The sequence below is a fragment of the Mesorhizobium sp. L-2-11 genome (assembly GCF_016756595.1).
Lineage (GTDB): Bacteria > Pseudomonadota > Alphaproteobacteria > Rhizobiales > Rhizobiaceae > Mesorhizobium.
Genome location: NZ_AP023257.1, coordinates 3,574,500 through 3,594,086, shown reverse-complemented (window position 1 = coordinate 3,594,086; position 19,587 = coordinate 3,574,500). Strand labels below are relative to the sequence as shown.

The following is a 19,587-nucleotide window of genomic DNA, read 5'->3' as shown; positions in this document are numbered from 1 at the left end:
GCGCGCCCTCGGGTCAGGCCCGAGGGCATGCTTTTTGCGCGACATGCATTAGCCAAAAATGGCCGGAGACCGGCCATGACAAATTCGCTAATGGCTGCTTTTAGACGCTTCGCGGGTGCTTCAGTCGTCGCGGTAGACCTTCTCGCGGCGTTCGTGGCGCTCCTGCGCCTCGATCGACAGGGTCGCGATCGGACGCGCATCGAGCCGCTTCAGCGCGATCGGCTCGCCGGTTTCCTCGCAATAGCCGTAGGTGCCTTCATCGATGCGCTGAAGCGCGGAATCGATCTTTGAAATGAGTTTCCGCTGGCGATCGCGGGCGCGAAGTTCGATGGCGCGGTCGGTTTCCGAAGAGGCGCGATCGGCGAGATCGGGGTGGTTGGCGTTTTCCTGCTGCAGGATTTCGAGAGTTTCGCGCGCTTCGCGCAGTATGTCGTTCTTCCAGGTGACGAGCTTCAGGCGAAAGTAGGATTTCTGCCGCTCGTTCATGAACGGCTCGTCTTCGGAGGGTACGTAATCGGCGGTAACGATGTCGTTCATTCGACTCACCCAGACAGCCCCAAATTTGGCGCCTATATATTCACGGACCGAATGCTGCACAAGCGCAATCGACAACAGATTCACGCAATTGTTAATCTCGGCCAAAATGCCATGGGCCGCATCATTCGCATGAAGGGCGCGACCGAATTCGCGTATGATTTGTTGGGTTTGAAGGCTGCCGGCCATTGTGCGCAAGGCATTTCTCATGACTAATCCCGCAGCGCCTTTTGACGAGTTTCGGTGGTTGGCACAAGCGAGGGACCGGTGAGCAAGCTTTATCTGCTGAGGCATGCGAAGGCCGGGTGGGCCCTGCCGGGGATGCGCGATTTCGATCGTCCACTCGACGCATCCGGCATCGCCGACGCCGAAACGATGGGTGCAGTCATGCGGGCCTGCAACTACATTCCGGACCTGACCCTTTGCTCGAATGCAAAGCGAGCGCGCCAAACGCTTGAAGGCCTGGCCGGTCACACCGATACGGGCCGGGTTCTGTTCCTGGAGACGCTCTACAGCGAGGATGCCGCCGGCTATCTCAACCTCATCCGCGGCAATGGCGGGCCCGGCTCGCTGCTCGTCGTCGGCCACAATCCGATGACGGAAGATCTCGCCATCGCGCTTTCGGGCGACGGCGAGGAGGCTGCCAGGGGAATGCTGAACTACGGCTTCCCGACCTCCGGCCTCGCGGTCGTCCGCTTTCCAGGCGGTCTTGCCTACGCCGCGCAAGGCACCGGCTATCTCGAAGCCTTCCTGTCGCCGGCCGATATCTGACGCCATTTCAAACGTAGGTGGCAGCGCCTATATCGGGCGTTCCGAAGCCCCGAGAGACCGCATTTTGGCATCATCGCTGACCACTTTCACCGACGAGGCGAAGATTGCCCTGGATACGCTGTCGGGGCGCGCCACCGGGCTTTTTTCGCCATCGCTGCGGCTGGGTGTTACCGGCCTCTCCCGCGCCGGCAAGACGGTGTTCATCTCAGCCTTTGTCCACAATCTGATCCATGGCGGGCGGTTGCCGCTGTTCGAGGCGCAGAAGTCGGGACGTATCGCCCGTGCCTTCCTCGAAGAGCAACCCGATGACGCCGTGCCGCGATTCCAGTACGAGGACCACATCGCGGCCCTGGTCAACGACCGCCTGTGGCCGGATTCGACACGTGCCATTTCCGAACTGAGGCTTACCATCGAATATGAATCGGCCTCCGGCTGGAGCCGCATGTTCTCGTCAGGCAGATTGTCGGTCGATATCGTCGACTATCCTGGGGAATGGCTGCTTGACCTGCCGCTGCTCGGCAAATCCTACGCCGATTTCTCACGCGAAGCCTTTGACTTGGCCGTGCTGCCGGCGCGCGCCGACCTTTCGCAGGAATGGCGCGCGCTCTCCGCCGCAACTGACGCGAATGCCGACGCCGACGAGATGACGGCGCGAAGCCTCGCCGAGAGCTTCGCCGCATATCTCAAGGCATGCAAGCTCGACGAGCGGGCACTTTCGACCCTGCCACCCGGCCGTTTCCTGATGCCCGGCGACCTTGAGGGCTCACCGGCGCTGACCTTCGCGCCGTTGCCGGGCCTGAGCGAGCGGCGGGCGCGGTCCGGGTCGCTTCAGGCGATGATGGAGCGGCGCTACGAGGCCTACAGGACGCATGTCGTAAAGCCGTTCTTCCGCGAGCACATCACGCGCCTCGACCGTCAGATCGTTGTGATAGATGCCTTGCAGGCCCTGAATGCGGGGCCCGGCGCGATGGCCGACCTCGAACGTGCGGTGACCGAAATCCTCGCCTGCTTCCGCCCCGGCCGCGGCAACTTCCTGACCGACTTCTTTTCAAGGCGCATCGACCGCATATTGGTGGCGGCGACAAAGGCGGACCATCTGCATCACGAAAGCCATGACCGGCTGCAGGCGATCGTGCGGCGGCTCGCCGACCGCGCCGTGGCGCGGGCGAATTTCACCGGCGCCGATGTCGATGTGGTCGCCCTGGCGGCGGTGCGAGCAACCCGGGAAGGCACGGTCAGCCGAGGCCGTGAAACGCTGCCGGTCATCATCGGCACACCGCTGAAAGGTGAAAAGATCAACGGCGAAACATTTGATGGTAGAACAGAAACAGCCATATTTCCCGGTGACTTACCGGAGAAAATTGATGCAGTGTTCGATGTCTCTGGACCAGACCGTCGGCAGAACCCAAGCCATCGGCAAAGTAATGATGACCCGGCGATCCGCTTCGTGCGCTTTCGCCCGCCAAAACTCGAACGCACTGCCGAAGGCGTCACGCTGTCGCTGCCGCATATCAGGCTCGACCGCGCCCTGCAGTTCCTGATCGGAGATCGTCTGGCATGACCCCGCCCCGCAAGCCGGCGGCATTTCGCATTGAGCCGGAAGCCCCGCCAAAGCAACAGGCGGCCCCGCGCCAGCCCGACGCTCCATCGGCCAGAAAGCCGCGCGCCGCGAAGGCTGATCTTGCCGTGGTCACGCCGGCGGAAATCGACGTTTTCGACGAGCCGGACATCATCGCCGCCGAACCGCCGCCGGCGACCGCGCCGCGTAAGCGCTCGATATCAGGTGGCTTGTTGTTCGGCGCATTGGGCGTTCTGGTTTCGCTGGCCCTCGGCCTTTGGACCGACCAGCTGATTCGCGATCTGTTCGCCCGTGCCGAATGGCTGGGCTGGCTGGCCGCCGGCATGGCGGTGCTCGCGTTGCTCGCGCTTCTGGTCATCCTTTTCCGCGAGTTCCTGGCGATCGCCCGCCTCGCCGAGGTCGAAAAGCTGCAGAAGCGGGCGCTCGACGCCATCGCCCGCGACGATCCGAAAGCCGCTCGCGCCGTGGTCGACGAACTGTCGGCCTTCGTCGCGGCCAAGCCCGAAACCGCGGCCGGCAGACGCACCCTGGCAGACTTGCGCGACGAGATCATCGACGGTGGCAATCTGGTGCGCCTGGCCGAGACTGAAATCCTCGGCCCCCTCGATGCGCGCGCCAAGGTGATGATCCTCGAAGCGGCAAAGCGTGTGTCGCTGGTGACGGCGGTCAGCCCTCGCGCTCTGGTCGACGTCGCCTATGTCGTGTTCGAAGCCGGCCGGCTGATTCGCCGGCTGTCGGAGCTTTATGGTGGCCGTCCGGGCACGCTGGGGTTCTTCCGCCTGGCACGCAGCGTTCTCGCCCATCTGGCGGTGACCGGCTCGATTGCCGTCGGCGACAGTTTCGTGCAGCAGATCGTCGGCCATGGCCTTGCCGCCCGGCTCTCGGCAAAACTTGGCGAAGGCGTCGTCAACGGCATGATGACGGCGCGCATCGGCATTGCTGCGATGGAGACCGCAAGGCCCCTGCCCTTCAGCGCCGCGAGGCGGCCCGGCATGGGCGATTTCCTGTCCGCGCTGACATCATTTGCAACCAAAAAACAGAAGGAAACATCCGCTTCCGACAGCTGACAACCGTCTCTCCGACGCCGCACGGCCTGGTGGGCGCAAAGGGACGCTGCAGCACTTTGATTTGCCCCTGATCCCCAGCGCAAACCGCGTCCGATTTTCAGGGCCATGCGCATGCGGTGACGAAGCATTAACCAATCTTGTTCATGGTCGGACGGGTTCCAAACCAGTCTCTTTGTTGCCGGGTGTCGTCGATGAAAAGCGTGATCTTGTCTAGCGTCCTGCCCATGGCAGTCGTGGTTTCAACAACTGCCGGCATGACCGAAAAGACCTTTGCGGCAGAACGTGACAAGAAGTTCTTTCAATCGGTGGAAGGCGAATGGGTCGGCCCGGGGGAAATTGTCGCCGGCAAATACAAGGGCACGAAATTTACCTGCAATTTCACCGGTTCGACGCCGGACGGCAAGATCGGCATGTCGCTCGACGGTGGTTGCCGGGTCGGCATGTTCACCCAGCAGATGTCGGCGACGATCCAGCACAAGGGCCGCGAGGGCTACAAGGGCAGCTTCATGGGCGGTGCCGCCGGTTCCGGTCTCGACATCATCGGCGGCAACGTGGTCAGCGCCAACAAGGTCGTCTTCACCATCAACCGTAACCAGCTGCGCGGCGTCATGCAGGCTCTTGTCCCCAACGACAATTCGATGACAGTGACGGTTGCGGTGCGCGTCGACCAGCAATTGGTGCCGGTCATCGGCATGAAGCTAAAGCGCGTCGATACGCTCGAAGTCGGCGCCATCGCGCAGTGAGTGGTGAGTGGTGAATGGTGAGTGGTGAATGGTGAATGGTGAATAGTGATATCACTTCAGACTACTACTGACTACTGACTACTGAATATTCACTAATTCACCATTCACTATTCACAAAAAAGCGACCAGCCACGACCACCGGAGCGCGGCTGCAACACTGCTGCACCAGTTTCCGGATTCGGACTGTTCGATCTCTGCCGAAGCCCCTATCTTGGCCGCTTGATGCCGCAGCACGTGCAGCGGTCCTTAGAGAGAACGGAACGGCAGGCATGGCGGCAGAAGCAGCGGGCAGCGATCTGATCCACGTCGTGGCACTGCTCGCCGCCGGTGTTGTCGCCGTGCCGATCTTCAAGCGCATCGGGCTTGGCTCCATCCTCGGCTACCTGGCGGCCGGCGTGGTCATCGGCCCGTTCGGCATCGGCATCTTTTCCGAATCGGAAGCCATTCTTCACGTCGCCGAGCTCGGCGTCGTCATGTTCCTGTTCATCATCGGGTTGGAGATGCAGCCGTCACGGCTGTGGGGCTTGCGCCGGGAGATCTTTGGCCTTGGGGCATTGCAGGTCGGCGTGTGTGCGCTGCTGCTGACCGGTGTAGGACTGGCGGGAGGTTTTCCGGTCTCGCAATCCTTCGTCGCCGGCGCCGGTTTCGTGCTGACCTCGACGGCGATCGTCATGCAGCTTCTGGAGGAACGCGGTGAGATGGCCGCGCCCAAAGGCCAGCGCATCGTTTCCATCCTGCTGCTCGAAGACCTGGCGATCGTGCCGCTGCTGGCGCTGATCGCTTTCCTGGCGCCGGGCGGCGCCGATATGAGCCTGACGCAGCGGCTGACGGAGGTGGGCATCGGTCTTGCCGCCATCGTCGGGCTGGTGCTGGCCGGGCGTTACCTGCTCAATCCGTTCTTCCGCATCCTGGCCGATGCCCGCGCCCGCGAAGTGATGACCGCCGCCGCCCTTCTCGTCGTTCTGGGATCGGCGCTTGCCATGCAGCTCAGCGGCCTGTCGATGGCGATGGGCGCTTTCCTGGCCGGCGTGCTGTTGTCGGAATCCACCTTCCGCCATCAGCTCGAGGCCGACATCGAACCATTCCGCGGTGTGCTGCTCGGGCTGTTCTTCCTCGCTGTCGGCATGTCGCTCGACCTGCACGTGGTGGCCCAGAACTGGCGGCTTGTCGCCATCTACGTCGTCGCCTACATGGTGATAAAGGCGATCGGCATCTACCTCGTCGCCCGCATCCTCAAGACCGGCCACCGGGAGGCGCTCGAGCGCGCCGTCTTCATGGCGCAAGGCGGCGAATTCGCCTTCGTTCTCTATTCCGCCGCCGCGGCGGTCGGCATCATCGACAGCCAGGCTAACGCGACGCTGACGGCGATCGTCATCATCTCCATGGTGCTGACGCCGCTGGCCATCCTGGCGTTGCGGCATCTGACGCCGCGCGACGAGCAGTCGCTCGAAGGCGTCGACATCGCCGATGGCCTGACCGGCAGCGTACTGATCATCGGCTTCGGCCGCTTCGGCCAGATCGCCAGCCAGCCGCTGCTGTTGCGCGGGATCGACGTCTCGATCATCGACAATGAGGTCGAGATGATCCAGGCGGCGGCCGATTTCGGCTTCAAGGTCTATTATGGCGACGGCACGCGGCTGGACATTCTGCGTGCCGCAGGCGCCGGCCGCGCGCGCGCCGTGTTGATCTGCGTCGACAAGCCCGATGTCGCCGTCCGCATCGCAAAGCTGATCAAGGCGGAGTTTCCCCTGCTCACCTTGCTGGCACGCGCTTTCGACCGCGGCACCGCACTGCAGTTGATTCGTGCCGACGTCGATTTCCAGATTCGCGAAACTTTCGAGTCTGCGCTTGTCTTCGGCGGCTCCACGCTGGAAGCGCTGGGCGTCGACCCGGAGGAAGTCGCCGAGGTGATCGAGGACGTCCGCCATCGCGATGCCGCCCGTTTCGAGTTGCAGCTCGCAGAAGGCGTTCGCGCCGGAGCGCGCTTCCTCAAGGGCAATATCGGCACCCCCATTCCGACGCCGCTCAGCCAGCCGCGCCGCACCGGTCAGGCGCTCAATGAAGAGACCGCCGGCGTTCTGCATAAATCCGAGCCAGCCGACTAAAACATGTGGAGACCAAACAGATGACCGTACTGGACGAGCGCGCGCTCTCCGTCACCAAATTCTGGCGTGACGCCGGGAAAGATGCATGGTTCGAGAAGAACGACGCCTTCGATACGGAGTTCCGCAGCCGGCTTCTCGACCTGCATTACGCTGCGGCGCGACGTGAATGCGACGACTGGTCGGAGCATGCCGAAGGCTCACTGGCGCTGATGATCCTGCTCGACCAATTCCCGCGAAATTGTTTTCGCGGCACCGGCCATATGTATGCCACCGACCCGCTGGCAAGGTATTTTGCCGAAAAGGCGATCGCCGCCGGCCAGGATCTGGCGCTCGACGAAGAGCTTCGCGTCTTCCTCTATTTGCCTTATGAGCATTCGGAAGATCTCGCCGACCAGCTCAAATCGGTGGACCTCACCACCGCCAAAGCCCAATCCTACCTGAAATATGCCGTCGAGCACCTGGAGATCATTCAGCGCTTCGGCCGCTTTCCACATCGAAACAGGATGCTTGGCCGCGAGACGACGCCGGAGGAACAGCTGTTCCTCGATGGCGGCGGGTTTTCCGGCTGACTTCGCGCGGGGCAATTGCCTCAGGCAATGCAACTGCCGTTGATGATTGCGGCCCGCATTTAGCCCGGATTTCTCACTAAGACGTCAAGTCAGCCACCAGTCCCGGCCAGACGGCAGTCGCTCGATGCCGGCGCTGTCGAGAGCGGCAAGCCGCTCCGCCACGCTTTTGCCGTCGACGGTCAGGTCAGGCGCGATCTCGGCCAGCGGCGCCAGAACGAAGGCGCGCTCCAGCATGCGCGGATGCGGCACCTCCAGCCCGGTTTCGTGGATGATCCGATCGCCGAACACCAGAATGTCGATGTCGATCAGCCGTGGACCCCAGCGCTCCTCGCGCACCCGCTTCAGCCTGCGCTCGACGTCGAGACAGAGATCGAGCAATGCGTGTGGTGCGAGCACGGTCGAAATTTCGGCGGCCGCATTGAGAAAATCCGGCTGGTCGAGCTTGCCCCAGGGCGGCGTGCGGTAAAGCGAGGAGACCACAACGACGCGCGTGTTCTCGTTGGCGTCCAGCAGGCGCAGCGCCGCGCCCATCGACCTTGCCGGGTCGCCGAGATTGCCGCCAAGGCTGAGATAGACCGTGTTATTCAGGCCAGACAACTGTCACCTCGACATGATCGAGCACGCCGGGCACCGGCGCGTTCGGCTTGCGCACAGTGATCTCGGCCTTTTTTATCTGGGGAAAGCGGGCCGTCAGCGCCCGGGCCACCTCCAGCGCCAGCGCTTCAATCAGAAAACGCCTCTCCCCGGTGATGATCTTTTCGATCACCCCGAAGGCAACGCCATAGTGGACGGTATCCTCGATGGAATCATCGACCAGCGCGCGGCCGGGTTCGACGGTGAGCGCAGCGTCGACATAGAAACGCTGGCCGAGCGTCTCCTCCTCATCCAGCACGCCGTGCCGGGCGAAGAAGGCGCAATTTTTCATGCGGATGACATACATCGCTCAGCGTCCTGCTCGGTTAAAGCGATGCGCGTCCGCTTGGGCGCACAGACTACGCTCTAAGGCTTTTGATCTACGCATTTCGGTTTGCGAGCTATGCGGCGGTTTCACGCGCCAGCATAGCATCCGCAACCGCCAGCGCATCCACATTGATTGCGACATCGTGGACGCGAAAAAGCTGCGCGCCCTTGAGCCTCAGTATGACGCTCGTCGCCGCTGTTCCGGCCCCCCTGGCCGAAGCGTCGCGGCCGGTGACGGCGCCGATGAAGCGCTTTCGCGATGTACCGGCCATCAGCGGAAATCCCAAAGTACCGAGCTCGGAAAACCGTGCCATCAGGTCGAGATTTTCCTCCGCGGTTTCCTTGGCGAAGCCAAAGCCCGGATCGAGCACGATCTGATCGTCGGCAACGCCGCTTCGCCGGGCGATTTCCAGCGACTTCCCGAGGAAGAAAAACTGATCTTCGATCACGTCGGGCAGTGTTTGCCTGTCACGCCCGGTGTGCATGATGACAAGCCCGGCGCCGGTCTCGGCCGCGACCCGCGCGATGCCCGGTTCGCGTTGCAGGCCCCAGACGTCGTTGAGGATATGCGCGCCGGCGGCGACGGCGAGCCGGGCGGTGTCCTCCCGATAGGTGTCGACTGAAATCAGCGCCTCGCCGAGCCCGGCGAGCGCCTCGATGACAGGCAGCACGCGGGCCTGCTCTTCCTCGAGGCCTACCGGAGATGCGCCGGGGCGTGTCGATTCCCCACCGACGTCAATGACGGAGGCCCCCTCTTCCACCATCCGGCGCGCCTGAGCGATCGCCTGTTCGGGCGCGACGAACAGCCCGCCGTCGGAAAAACTGTCCGGCGTGACATTGAGGATCCCGACGATCACCGCCTTGCCGGCAAGGTCGAAATGGCGCCCATGCGCCAGCTGCCATCGCCCTGTTGTCATTGTCGTCATTGTCGATCAACCATGTGTGATCCGCCAAAGATCAATTCCGTTGCGCCGGCAGCGGCCGTAGCGCATGGTAGGCAAAGAGGCAACATGATGAAACGATCACTGCTTTGCGCCCTGATGCTCGCTTGTTCTGCCTTGCCGGCGGGCACGGCGAGTTTGGTTAAGACATATAGCTATTTCAGCATCGGCGGCAGAACGCTCGATGATATCGGATCCCAGCTTACGAAACTTGGGCCCCAGGTGAAAAGCACCGGGATGCGGCATCCAGGCGCCACGCAGATGGCGTTCACCACCCGCGTCAGCTATGCGCAAAAATCGAACTCCTGCGCGATTGCTGACGCCGACGTCACGCTCAAGGTCAAGGTGATCCTTCCCGAGTGGCGCCGCCCGCGCAAGGCTGATGCCGGCGTAAGGCTGTTTTGGGATACATTGTCGGCCGACATCAAGCGCCATGAGGACCGCCATGTCGAGATCGCCAAGAACCATGCCAGCGAACTCGAGGCTGCGCTGAAGGCGACCCACCCGCGCAAGACTTGCCAGCAGGCCAAGGCCAAGGCAGCGGAGATCTCGGCCGCTATTCTTGCCAAGCACGACCGTGCCCAGATGCAATTCGATCGCGTCGAAACCATCAATTTCGAAAGCCGCATCCTGCGGCTGCTGCGCTATCGCATGCAGCGCATCGAGAACGGCCGGCTGCCGGGGTAGCTTCGGCCAGACGGTAAGGTCGAGTCTCGTGGAATAAGAGCTCAGCCGGCGACGCCGAGCTTCTTCTGCAGGCTGGTGGACGACGTCGTATACTGGAATACGATGCGTTCGCCGGGGCTGACGATGCGCTTGGCCGCCTGCGCCATCAGGGCGACCTCATGGAAGCCCGACAGGATCAGCTTCAGCTTGCCGGGATACCAGTTGATGTCGCCGACGGCGAAGATGCCCGGTACCGACGTCTGGAATTTCTCGGTGTCGACCGGGATCAGGTTCTCATGAAGATTGAGCCCCCACTCGGCGATTGGTCCGAGCTTCATGGTCAGGCCGAAGAACGGCAGCAACCGAGTGCACGGCACCTCGGTGTCACCGTCGGGTCCCTTGATGGTCGCCGCCGAGAGATGGCCGTCCGTGCCGGTGAGCCCGGTCACCTGCCCGACCTGGAAATCCAGTTCGTTCATCTCCTGCATGGCGTACATCTTGTTGACGCTGTCGGGCGCTGCGCGGAACTCCGGCCGCCGGTGGACCAGTGTCACGCTCTTGGCCACCGGCTGCAGGTTCAGCGTCCAGTCGAGCGCCGAGTCGCCGCCGCCGACGATGACGAGGTCGTGGCCGCGGAATTCCTCCATCCGCCGAACCGAGTAGAAGACGCTCTTGCCCTCATAAAGCTCGATGCCCGGAATTGGCGGCCGCTTCGGCTGGAAAGACCCGCCGCCGGCGGCGATAACCACAATTTTGGCTTCAAACACCTCGTTCTCGTCGGTGATGACGCGAAAGCTGCCGTCCTCGAGCTTTTCGAGGCTCGAGACCATGCGGTTGAAGGTGAAGTCGGGCTTGAACGGCGCGATCTGCTCAATCAGTCTGTCGACCAGGCCCTGGGCCGAGATCGATGGCAGGCCTGGAATGTCGTAGATCGGCTTTTCCGGATAGAGTTCGGCGCATTGCCCGCCGGGCCGATCGAGTATGTCGATCAGATGGCATTTCATGTCGAAGAGGCCGAGTTCGAACACGGCGAACAGGCCGACAGGCCCTGCCCCGACAATCAATACGTCCGTCCTGATGATATCGGTCATTGATGCGCCTTCGATGCGCATGACCCCGAAAATTGGAATCGATTCTCGTCGGGGATCACGCGCCAAATTACGGTGCTACAGCATGCTCTGCGTGTTCTGGGGACCCGCGCCGCGCTGTAGAGAACGGCGCGACACTGCATGACCATTGGCCCGCTGCCAAGCGGGGGCCGAAAGAATCGGCTATATCCAGCGCTTAAGCCTCCACGCTTCAGCCTTCACGCTTCAGCCCTGGCGGGCGGGCACGCGCACAACCAGGCCGTCGAGAGCGTCGCGCACCTTGATCTGACAGGAGAGCCGTGAGTTCGGCTGGACGTCGTAGGCGAAGTCCAGCATGTCCTCTTCCATCGCTTCCGGCTCGCCGACCTCCGCCGTCCACGCCTCATCGACATAGACATGACAGGTCGCGCAGGCGCAGGCGCCGCCGCATTCGGCCTCGATCCCCGGCACGGCGTTGCGGATCGCGTTCTCCATGACGGTCGAGCCGTTTTCGGCATCCACGTCAAATTGTGTGCCGTCATGGGCGATGAAGGTCAGCTTGGTCATTTGTCACCTGAAGGGAGTCCCAGCCGAGATAATCACTCCCGCTGACAAGTCAACTGCGGCACGAAAGCGGCGCTCTATGCCGTTTTTTTCGGAAATGGGTTTAACGGCTGATGGCGGCGACGAAATCGCGGACTTCTTCGATCAGCGAGCCAAGCCGCTTGAGGGTATTGGTATCTTCAGGTTGAAGTTCGATCGCGCCGGCGCAATCGGCAACAGCAAAGGCGCCGACGCCACGCGCCGAGCCTTTCAGCCCATGCGCCAGGAGCAGTCTTTGCTTCACATCGGCGTCGACGATCCTGTCGCGAACCGACAATGCCTGCTGCACGAATAGCGCCAGCACCTCCTGTTCGAGGCTACGGTCGCCCATCGTCTGGCGCGCCAGATGCGCCAGGTCCACGGGCCGTGACCCGGCCGTTCCCGACACATCGCCGCCGGGCATCGAGAAGGCAATGCCGTTTTCGCCACGCATGACTCTGCAACTCCGTTCTTCCAGCGGCCAAAAAACCAGGCAGCCGCCAAAAAAATAGGCCCATCCCGTGGACGACGGGTTAATGATTGGCCCGGAAAAATGTTGCGATAGCGGCGCCGGAATCACAGTTCTGTTAACCTTATATTTAAAGTTTTACGTATCGCGCCGAAAGCATGTTTTCTTTACCCCGGTGTGTCATTACGATACGAAAGGTCCATTTTCAGCCTCTTGCGTGGGACACGAAAAGCAAAACCAACAAGTCCCGCGGCAGCTTGTACAGGGTAGCGAAGGCATGGCGAAGAAAACAACGACGACAAGAACGCTCGACAACGACGTAGCCAGGGAACTCGAAAAAGCACTTGAAATCGATCTGAGCGGCGATACCGGCGGCGACCTCGACATCGCAGCGTCGATGGAGGATCTGGAAGCGCAGATATCGCAGGCCGCCGATGAGTTGGCACGCGAGGGCCGTGACCAGGATGCCGAGCCTGTCGCCAACCAGAACCAGAATGCCGCGCCTGTCGTCAACCAGAGCCAGAATGACGAGCCTGTCGCCAATCTGAGCCAGAATGACGAGCCTGTCGCCAATCTGAGCCAGAATGCCGAGCCTGCCGCCAATCAGGACCATAGAGCCCAGGACCAGAGAGAAGCGGCAACCGCCAAGCCGGCTGAACCGCGCCCTGCTGAACTGCGCCCTGTTGAAACGCGCCGTGATGAAACGCGCCCCATTGAAACGCGCCCCATTGAAACGCGCAACGGCACGCAGCCGGCCGGCTTCACGCCGGCCAACGATCCTCGTCAAAAAGATTACAAGACGCTGCTGCACACCCTCAATCGGCGTGCCTCGAACACGATCTATTGGGTCGTGGCGCTCGTTTCGCTCGCCTGGATTGCCGGCGCCGGTGCATTGGCCAATCTGCTGTTTGGCCCAGGCATTTGGCAAATCCGCACCCCCGGCCAGTTTCTCGCCCGTCCCGAACTGATTGGCCTGGCGATCGCTGCGATCCTGCCGATCCTCCTGTTCTGGGCGTTTGCAGCCATGATTCGCCGCGCCCAGGAGATGCGCATCGCCGCTCAGTCGATGACGGAAGTGGCTTTCCGCCTGACCGAGCCGGAGCAAATCGCCCAGGATCGCGTCATGATGATCGGGCAAGCCGTCCGCCGCGAGGTTGCGGCCATGGGTGAAGGCATCGAGCGCACGCTTGCACGTGCCGTCGAACTCGAAACCCTGGTCCACAGCGAGGTCAACCAGATCGAGCGCTCCTATTCGGAGAATGAATCCCGCATTCGCTCGCTTGTCGACGGGCTGGGCAGCGAGCGCGAAGCGGTGGTCAGCCACGCCGAACGCGTGCGCGCCACGATCACCGGCGCGCATGAGACGCTGAAGGACGAAATCGGGGCTGCCAGCGACGTCATTCGCGACAGCATCCTCAACGCCTCGACCAACCTGTCGATGACCATCACCAATTCCGGCGACACGCTGATCGACAGGATCAACCAAAGCTCGCTGTCGATCTTCGATTCGGTGGAAGGCCGGCTCGAATCCATCACCGACCGGCTGTCGACCTCCGGCGAAGCCTTCGCCAGCCTTCTCGACACACGCATTGCCAAGCTGACGGAGACGACCGACGGCCTCACCCGGTCGCTGACCGATCTGCTCGACGATCGGACCTCCGGCATGGTGTCGCTGCTCGGCGGCGCCGCACGCACGCTCAACTCCGAATTTGAAGCCAGCCTTGACGGCATCGAGCGGACGCTGGCCGAACGCGGCCAGGTGCTGATCAGTGAGTTCCAGACCCGCGCCGAAGCGCTGGACACCGGCACCCAAAAGCTCAACGCCGCGCTCGAGGCCCGCGCACGCCAGATCAACGAGACCCTGGTCGAGCGCGCGCGCGAAATCGCCCACACCTTCCAGGAGAGCAAGGAGACGCTTTCGGCGATGATCGATCAGGGCAAGACCCAGATCGGTGCCGACATGGCCGACATCGTTTCGTCGACCTCGTCCATGCTCGAAGCACGCGCCGGCGATTTCGCCGGCCGCATGGAAGCGGCCCGTCATGTGGTGTCGCGCGCCTTCGACGCCGACATCCAGCGGCTTGCCGATGCCCGCGTCGGCATCGAAGAGGCTGTCGAGAATCACAGCCGCAAGCTTTCCGAAAGCCGCGAACAGATGACGGCGGCCATGCAGGCCGATCTGGAGAAATTCGCCGAAAGCCGCGCCGGCATCGACGCGGCTGTCACCGACCAGGTGCAAAGGCTTGCAGAAGGCCGCAACCTGATCTCGCGCGCCCTCGAAGAGGATCTGCGCAAGGTCAACGAGTCGCGCGCCGCCATCGATGCGTCGCTCGGCAGCCATCTCGAACGGCTCGAAGAAGGCCGCAACAGGCTTTCGCAGGCCTTGAACGAAGACTCCGGAAAACTTGTACAAGCCCGCACGATCATTGACGAAATGGTTGCCGGTCATGTTGGCAAGCTCGCCGAGGGTCGCAGCATTCTTTCACGCGCTCTCGATGCCGATCTCGGCAAGCTGGCCGACAGTCGCGCCAGCATCGATGGCCTGGTTGCTGGCCAGGTCGAGAAGATCGCCGAAGGTCGCGCCCTACTCGCCAAGGCGTTGGAAACCGACATTGTCGGCATCAAGGGTCTCATGGAGACCCATTCCGCCAAACTGGCGGAGGACCGCAGCGAGCTTTCGCGCTCGCTCCAGGACGACCTTTCCGGCATCCGAGGCCTGATCGAGGACCATTCGGCCAGGCTCGCCGACGATCGCAGCCTGCTTTCGCAAACGCTCGAGGCAGACCTTGCCAAATTGGCGGAGAGCCGGTCGAGCATCGACGGGCTGGTCGCCGGTCAGGTCGAGAAGCTGGCCGAAGGCCGCAACATCCTCAAGCGCGCGCTCGAATCCGATCTCAACACGATCAAGGAGGTCATATCTGGCCAGTCCGAAAAGCTGGCGGAAGACCGTGACCAGCTCTCGAAGGTGTTGGAAACCGACCTGCAGAGCGTCAATGGCCTTATCTCCGATCACATGAACAGGCTCGCCGAGGACCGTTCAGTCCTGTCGAAGGCGCTCGAAGACGATCTCGCCAAGCTGGCCGAAAGCCGGTCGAGCATCGATGGGCTGGTTACCGGGCAAGTCGAGAAACTGGCCGAGGGTCGCGACATTCTCAAGCGCGCGCTCGAATCCGATCTCAACACGATCAAAAGCGTTATATCAGACCAGTCCGAAAAGCTTGTAGAAGACCGCTCCATCCTGTCGAAGGCGCTCGAAGACGATCTCGCCAAGCTGGCCGAAAGCCGGTCGAGCATCGACGGGCTGGTTGCCGGCCAGGTCGAGAAGCTGGCCGAGGGCCGCGACATCCTCAAGCGCGCGCTCGAATCCGATCTCAACACGATCAAAGAGGTCCTATCAGGCCAGTCGGAAAAGCTGGCGGAAGACCGTGGTCAGCTCTCGAAGGCGTTGGAGACCGACCTGCAGAGCGTCAATGGCCTTATCTCCGATCACATGAACAGGCTGGCCGAGGACCGCTCAATCCTGTCGAAGGCGCTCGAAGACGATCTCGCCAAGCTGGCCGAAAGCCGGTCGAGTATCGATGGGCTGGTTACCGGGCAGGTCGAGAAACTGGCCGAGGGTCGCGACATTCTCAAGCGCGCGCTCGAATCCGATCTTAACACGATCAAAAGCGTTATATCAGACCAGTCCGAAAAGCTTGTCGAAGACCGCTCGATCCTGTCGAAGGCGCTCGAAGACGATCTCGCCAAGCTGGTCGAAAGCCGGTCGAGCATCGACGGGCTTGTTGCCGGCCAGGTCGAGAAGCTGGCCGAGGGCCGCGACATTCTCAAGCGCGCGCTCGAATCTGATCTCAACACGATCAAGGACGTCATTTCAGGCCAGTCCGAAAAGCTGGCGGAAGACCGTGGTCAACTGTCGCAAGCGTTGGAGACCGACCTGCAGAATGTGAACGGCCTGATCTCCGATCACATGAACAGGCTCGCCGCAGACCGCTCGACCCTGTCCCAGGCGCTCGAAGACGATCTCGCCAAGCTGGCGGAAAGCCGGTCGAGCATCGACGGGCTGGTTTCCGGCCAGGTCGAGAAGCTGGCCGAAGGCCGCGACCTGCTCAGGCGCGCATTGGAAGCAGACCTCGATACTATCAAGGGTGTCGTCGCCGACCAGTCTCAGCAGCTGGCCGACAATCGCGCAGAGTTTGCGCGGGCGCTGGAGGCCGATCTCGGCAGTGTCAATGGTCTTGTAAACAGCCACGCCGAGAAGCTCATCCAGGACCGCTCGATCCTGTCCAAGGCGCTTGAAGACGATCTCGCCAAGCTGGCGGAAAGCCGGTCGAGCATCGACGGGCTGGTTGCCGGCCAGGTCGAGAAACTGGCCGAGGGCCGCGACATTCTCAGGCGCGCGCTGGAAGCAGACCTGCAGAAAATTGCGGCAAGCCGCAGCGACATAGACGACATCATCGCCGGGCACGTCGGCAAGCTGGCCGAAGGCCGCGACGCGCTGACCCGTGCGCTGGAGGACGATCTCGCCAGGCTGGCCGACACGCGCAAGGACGTCGACCGTTCCCTGTCCGGCCATATCGACCAGATCGCCGCCAGAAGCACCGACATCTCGGACGCCATTGCCGCCGACGTCGAAAAGATCGAGCAGGCGTTCAGCCGCCAGACCGGCATCATCGAGGAGCGCGCCGGGACCATGGAGCGCGCGCTGTCGACCGGCGTCGACAACGTCCGCAACGTGCTCGAAAAGAGCGCTGTCTTCGTTGCCGGAGCGCTGCGCGAAAAGGTCATGGAAGTCACCAGCGCACTGCATGAGCAGGCGGGTGCTGCTTTCAGTGACGCCGATCGCAAGATCGCCGAACGGGCGGAGCAGACCTCTGCTGCCCTGCTCGCCAGGGCGGAGGATATCGCACGCACCTTCGAGGAAGCGGATCGCCGCCTCGCCGCACGTGCCGAAAACACGTCGAGCGCGCTCGTTGCCCGGGCCGAGGATACATCGAGCGCAATCATGGCCCGCCTCGACGACACCTCGAACTCGTTGCTGGCGCGCGCCCAGGAAACGGCCGACCAGCTGGCTGCCCGTGCCAGCGAGATCGCCGGTACATTCGATGCGGCGGACCAGAAGCTGGTTGCCCGCGCGGTCGAAACGGCGCAGTCGCTGGCGGCCCGCGCCGGCGACATCCTGCGCAATTTCGAAGGCGCCGACGAACGGCTCAGCGTGCGCATCGGCGAATCGGCCGAAGCGCTCGCAGCGCGTGCATCGGACCTTGGCCGCATTTTCGATGCTGCCGACCAGCAGCTGATTTCGCGCATCGCCGAAGGTTCGGAAGCGCTGTCGGCCCGCGCGTCCGAGATCGGCCGTATCTTCGATGAGGCGGATCACCGCCTGGTGTCGCGTATCGCCGACAGCACGTCGACGATCGGAGAACATGCCGACAACATCGTCGGGGCGTTCGCCAGCACCGAGCAGCGGGTTGCCGAGCGTGCAAGGCAGACCGGGCAGGACCTGGCCGTCCACGCCCGTGAGATCGAGCAGGCGCTCGCCGGCGCCGACGAGCGCCTGGCTTCCAGCGCGGCAGCTGCGGCGGCTCGCGTCGAGGAACAGGTTGCCGGCGTCGAAAACCGTCTGGTCCACACCACCGAAACGATAGGCCAGAAGCTCAACGAGCAGGTTTCGACCGCTGAGGCGCAGCTCATTTCGCGCGCCAACTCGATCGCCGAAACCTTCACGGCCGTCGGCCAGCATATCGGCCAGAGCACCAACGACGCCGCAAAGACCATCGGCACCAACACCCGCGAGCTCAACACCATGCTTGCGGCACGTTCGGCCGAGATCTCGAAAATCCTCGACGAAACGGCTCGACCCCTGGTCGAGCGCTTCGCCCACGGCGGCTCGGAACTGCAAAAGAGCATGCAAGAGGTGACCGAACGCGCCACCGAGAAGCTGCGCAGCGAAAACGCCGCCTTGGTCGACGCGCTCGCCAGCCGCACGGCCGAAACATTGTCGGCCGTCGAAGGCGCGCGCTCGACGCTTGCCGACAGCGTCGCCGACCTCATCGGCCGCATGAGCACCTCGAGCGCAGAGCTCGGCCAGCTGATCGAACAGGCGGTGGCCAATCTCGGCCAGGTAGACGAACGCCTGACCGGCAGCACAAAAAGCTTTGCGGCGACAACGGAAAAAGCCGCGCAGACTTTCGCCAGCTCGGCGCGTCTGGTCGACTCGAACACGACACGGCTTACCGAGCTGTCGTCCTCGACCTTGCGCGAGGTCGCCTCGATCGCCACCAAGTTCGACGAGCACAGCCGACTGCTGTCGAGTGCTTCGGACCTGTTGAGCTCAGCCCAGAGCAACCTCGAACACACGCTGGAAAGGCAGTCGTCGCTGGAGGACCTCGCCGTCGGCCTGGTCAAGAAGTCGGAGGATCTCGAAAAAGTCATACGCTCGTTCGAGGATCTGGTCGGCCAGACGTTGCAGAACGCCGAAGGCAAGACGCTGGAGTCGGCGGACAAAATCCGTACCTCCATTGCCGACGTCGTCGATTCGGCAACCAAGCGTTTTGCCGAAGCGACCGAGGAGATGCGACACACCGCCAGCTCGATCAAGAGCGAGCTCGACCTTACCCGCGCCGAGCTCAAGAAGGGTGTCATCGAGATGCCGGAGGAGGCAAAGGAGTCGACCACGGCCATCCGCCGTGCGGTTTCCGAGCAGATCAACGCGCTGAAGGAACTCTCGGAAATCGTTGCGAAATCTGGCCGCAGCACCGACTCCTCCGAGCCGCGCAACCTGCGTCCGACACAGCAGACGCCTGCCCCGCGCGCCACAGAGCCGCTGCGCCGTCCTCCGGCCCCGGAACCCCTCTCCCCGCAGGCGCCGTCGGGTGACACCGCGCTGCGCGGCGACCTGGAACGCCCGGCGGAGACGGCGCCGCGCCAGCGCGACCCTAATGGCCGCACGCCGCAGGGCGGCTGGGTGCGCGATCTCCTGACCGGGGCATCGCGCGAAGACGCCGCCAAGCCCGCAGCACCTTCGGAAGCGCCACGCTCGGCTGCCCCTGCCCAGCGCTCACCACTTCATGTCGTGGAGTCGCTCAACTCGCTTTCCGTCGACATCGCCCGCGCCATCGATCACGACGCCTCGATCGAGCTGTGGAACCGCTACCGCAGCGGCGAGCGTGACGTGTTCACCCGGCGTCTCTACACGCTGAAGGGCCAGCAGACGTTCGACGAGATTCGCCGCAAATATCAGATGGAGGCAGAATTCCGCGCCGCCGTCGACCGTTACTGCGACGACTTCGAAAAGCTGCTCAAGGACGTGTCGCGCAACGACCGCGACAACATGATGGCGCAGACCTACCTGACGTCGGACACCGGCAAGGTCTATACGATGCTTGCCCACGCCAGTGGCCGCCTGCATTGATCAGGCGACAAGCGAACGGGAAAAGGCGGGAAATTCCCGCCTTTTAGGGCAATCGCTTCGGGTTTGAATTTCACACCGTTACCGGCGTTGGCGCCGCCGGGTTCGACAATTGAGTGCCGTGCC

At 62.8% G+C, this 19,587-nt stretch carries 17 protein-coding genes; 9 read left to right on the top strand and 8 right to left on the bottom strand.

All coding sequences use genetic code 11. From position 1 onward, the window contains the following. Positions 1-120: 120 nt before the first annotated feature. A complete protein-coding gene (gene dksA, locus JG739_RS17130) occupies positions 121-537 on the bottom strand; it encodes an RNA polymerase-binding protein DksA (protein WP_006202025.1) in 417 nt (138 codons plus the stop codon). A gap of 51 nt (positions 538-588) precedes the next feature. Between dksA and JG739_RS17125 the strand changes: the two genes are divergently transcribed. From JG739_RS17125 to JG739_RS17095, 7 genes are all read left to right on the top strand, one after another. Beyond that, on the top strand, positions 589-750 hold the full coding sequence (locus tag JG739_RS17125; protein WP_202362625.1) for a hypothetical protein: 162 nt from the start codon (positions 589-591) through the stop codon (positions 748-750). A 51-nt stretch (positions 751-801) separates the two neighbouring features. Beyond that, positions 802-1,305, top strand: a complete 504-nt coding sequence (locus tag JG739_RS17120) for a SixA phosphatase family protein (protein WP_202362624.1) — start codon at positions 802-804, stop codon at positions 1,303-1,305. A 64-nt stretch (positions 1,306-1,369) separates the two neighbouring features. Beyond that, positions 1,370-2,866 (top strand): YcjX family protein, encoded by a 1,497-nt coding sequence (locus JG739_RS17115; protein WP_202362623.1) that lies wholly within the window; start codon positions 1,370-1,372, stop codon positions 2,864-2,866. Then, a complete protein-coding gene (locus JG739_RS17110) occupies positions 2,863-3,951 on the top strand; it encodes a YcjF family protein (protein ID WP_202362622.1) in 1,089 nt (362 codons plus the stop codon). The genes JG739_RS17115 and JG739_RS17110 overlap by 4 nt, the downstream gene beginning before the upstream one ends. 191 nt (positions 3,952-4,142) lie before the next feature. Beyond that, on the top strand, positions 4,143-4,694 hold the full coding sequence (locus tag JG739_RS17105) for a hypothetical protein (protein ID WP_202362621.1): 552 nt from the start codon (positions 4,143-4,145) through the stop codon (positions 4,692-4,694). A 269-nt stretch (positions 4,695-4,963) separates the two neighbouring features. Beyond that, positions 4,964-6,799 carry a monovalent cation:proton antiporter-2 (CPA2) family protein gene (locus JG739_RS17100; RefSeq protein WP_202362620.1) on the top strand — a complete coding sequence of 612 codons (1,836 nt, stop codon included), beginning with the start codon at positions 4,964-4,966 and terminating at the stop codon, positions 6,797-6,799. A gap of 20 nt (positions 6,800-6,819) precedes the next feature. After that, positions 6,820-7,368: a DUF924 family protein gene (locus JG739_RS17095; RefSeq protein ID WP_202362619.1), complete on the top strand. Its 549-nt coding sequence runs from the start codon at positions 6,820-6,822 to the stop codon at positions 7,366-7,368. 84 nt (positions 7,369-7,452) lie between these two features. Here JG739_RS17095 and folK read toward each other — a convergent pair whose 3' ends face one another. The 3 genes from folK to folP form a co-directional block, all read right to left on the bottom strand. Continuing rightward, entirely contained in the window at positions 7,453-7,965 is a 513-nt protein-coding gene (folK, locus tag JG739_RS17090; RefSeq protein ID WP_202362618.1) for a 2-amino-4-hydroxy-6-hydroxymethyldihydropteridine diphosphokinase, read from the bottom strand. Further along, entirely contained in the window at positions 7,949-8,308 is a 360-nt protein-coding gene (gene folB, locus JG739_RS17085) for a dihydroneopterin aldolase (protein WP_123145775.1), read from the bottom strand. The genes folK and folB overlap by 17 nt, the downstream gene beginning before the upstream one ends. A gap of 94 nt (positions 8,309-8,402) precedes the next feature. Then, positions 8,403-9,245 (bottom strand): dihydropteroate synthase, encoded by an 843-nt coding sequence (gene folP / locus JG739_RS17080; RefSeq protein ID WP_202367504.1) that lies wholly within the window; start codon positions 9,243-9,245, stop codon positions 8,403-8,405. 93 nt (positions 9,246-9,338) lie between these two features. Here folP and JG739_RS17075 point away from each other — a divergent pair, with 93 nt between their 5' ends. After that, on the top strand, positions 9,339-9,956 hold the full coding sequence (locus JG739_RS17075; protein WP_202362617.1) for a DUF922 domain-containing Zn-dependent protease: 618 nt from the start codon (positions 9,339-9,341) through the stop codon (positions 9,954-9,956). Positions 9,957-9,997: 41 nt separating this feature from the next. Here the strand turns inward: JG739_RS17075 and JG739_RS17070 are convergent, their stop codons facing one another. The 4 genes from JG739_RS17070 to JG739_RS36385 form a co-directional block, all read right to left on the bottom strand. Continuing rightward, on the bottom strand, positions 9,998-11,026 hold the full coding sequence (locus tag JG739_RS17070) for an NAD(P)/FAD-dependent oxidoreductase (RefSeq protein WP_202362616.1): 1,029 nt from the start codon (positions 11,024-11,026) through the stop codon (positions 9,998-10,000). 222 nt (positions 11,027-11,248) lie between these two features. Then, positions 11,249-11,569: a 2Fe-2S iron-sulfur cluster-binding protein gene (locus tag JG739_RS17065; protein WP_023762917.1), complete on the bottom strand. Its 321-nt coding sequence runs from the start codon at positions 11,567-11,569 to the stop codon at positions 11,249-11,251. Positions 11,570-11,669: 100 nt separating this feature from the next. Next, positions 11,670-12,038 carry an Hpt domain-containing protein gene (locus JG739_RS17060; RefSeq protein WP_027151987.1) on the bottom strand — a complete coding sequence of 123 codons (369 nt, stop codon included), beginning with the start codon at positions 12,036-12,038 and terminating at the stop codon, positions 11,670-11,672. A gap of 220 nt (positions 12,039-12,258) precedes the next feature. Continuing rightward, positions 12,259-12,840, bottom strand: coding sequence for a pentapeptide repeat-containing protein (locus tag JG739_RS36385; RefSeq protein ID WP_446720567.1), 582 nt, complete (start codon positions 12,838-12,840; stop codon positions 12,259-12,261). Here JG739_RS36385 and JG739_RS17055 point away from each other — a divergent pair. After that, a complete protein-coding gene (locus JG739_RS17055) occupies positions 12,727-19,464 on the top strand; it encodes a kinesin (RefSeq protein WP_446720566.1) in 6,738 nt (2,245 codons plus the stop codon). The genes JG739_RS36385 and JG739_RS17055 overlap by 114 nt on opposite strands. The last annotated feature ends 123 nt before the right edge of the window (positions 19,465-19,587 follow it).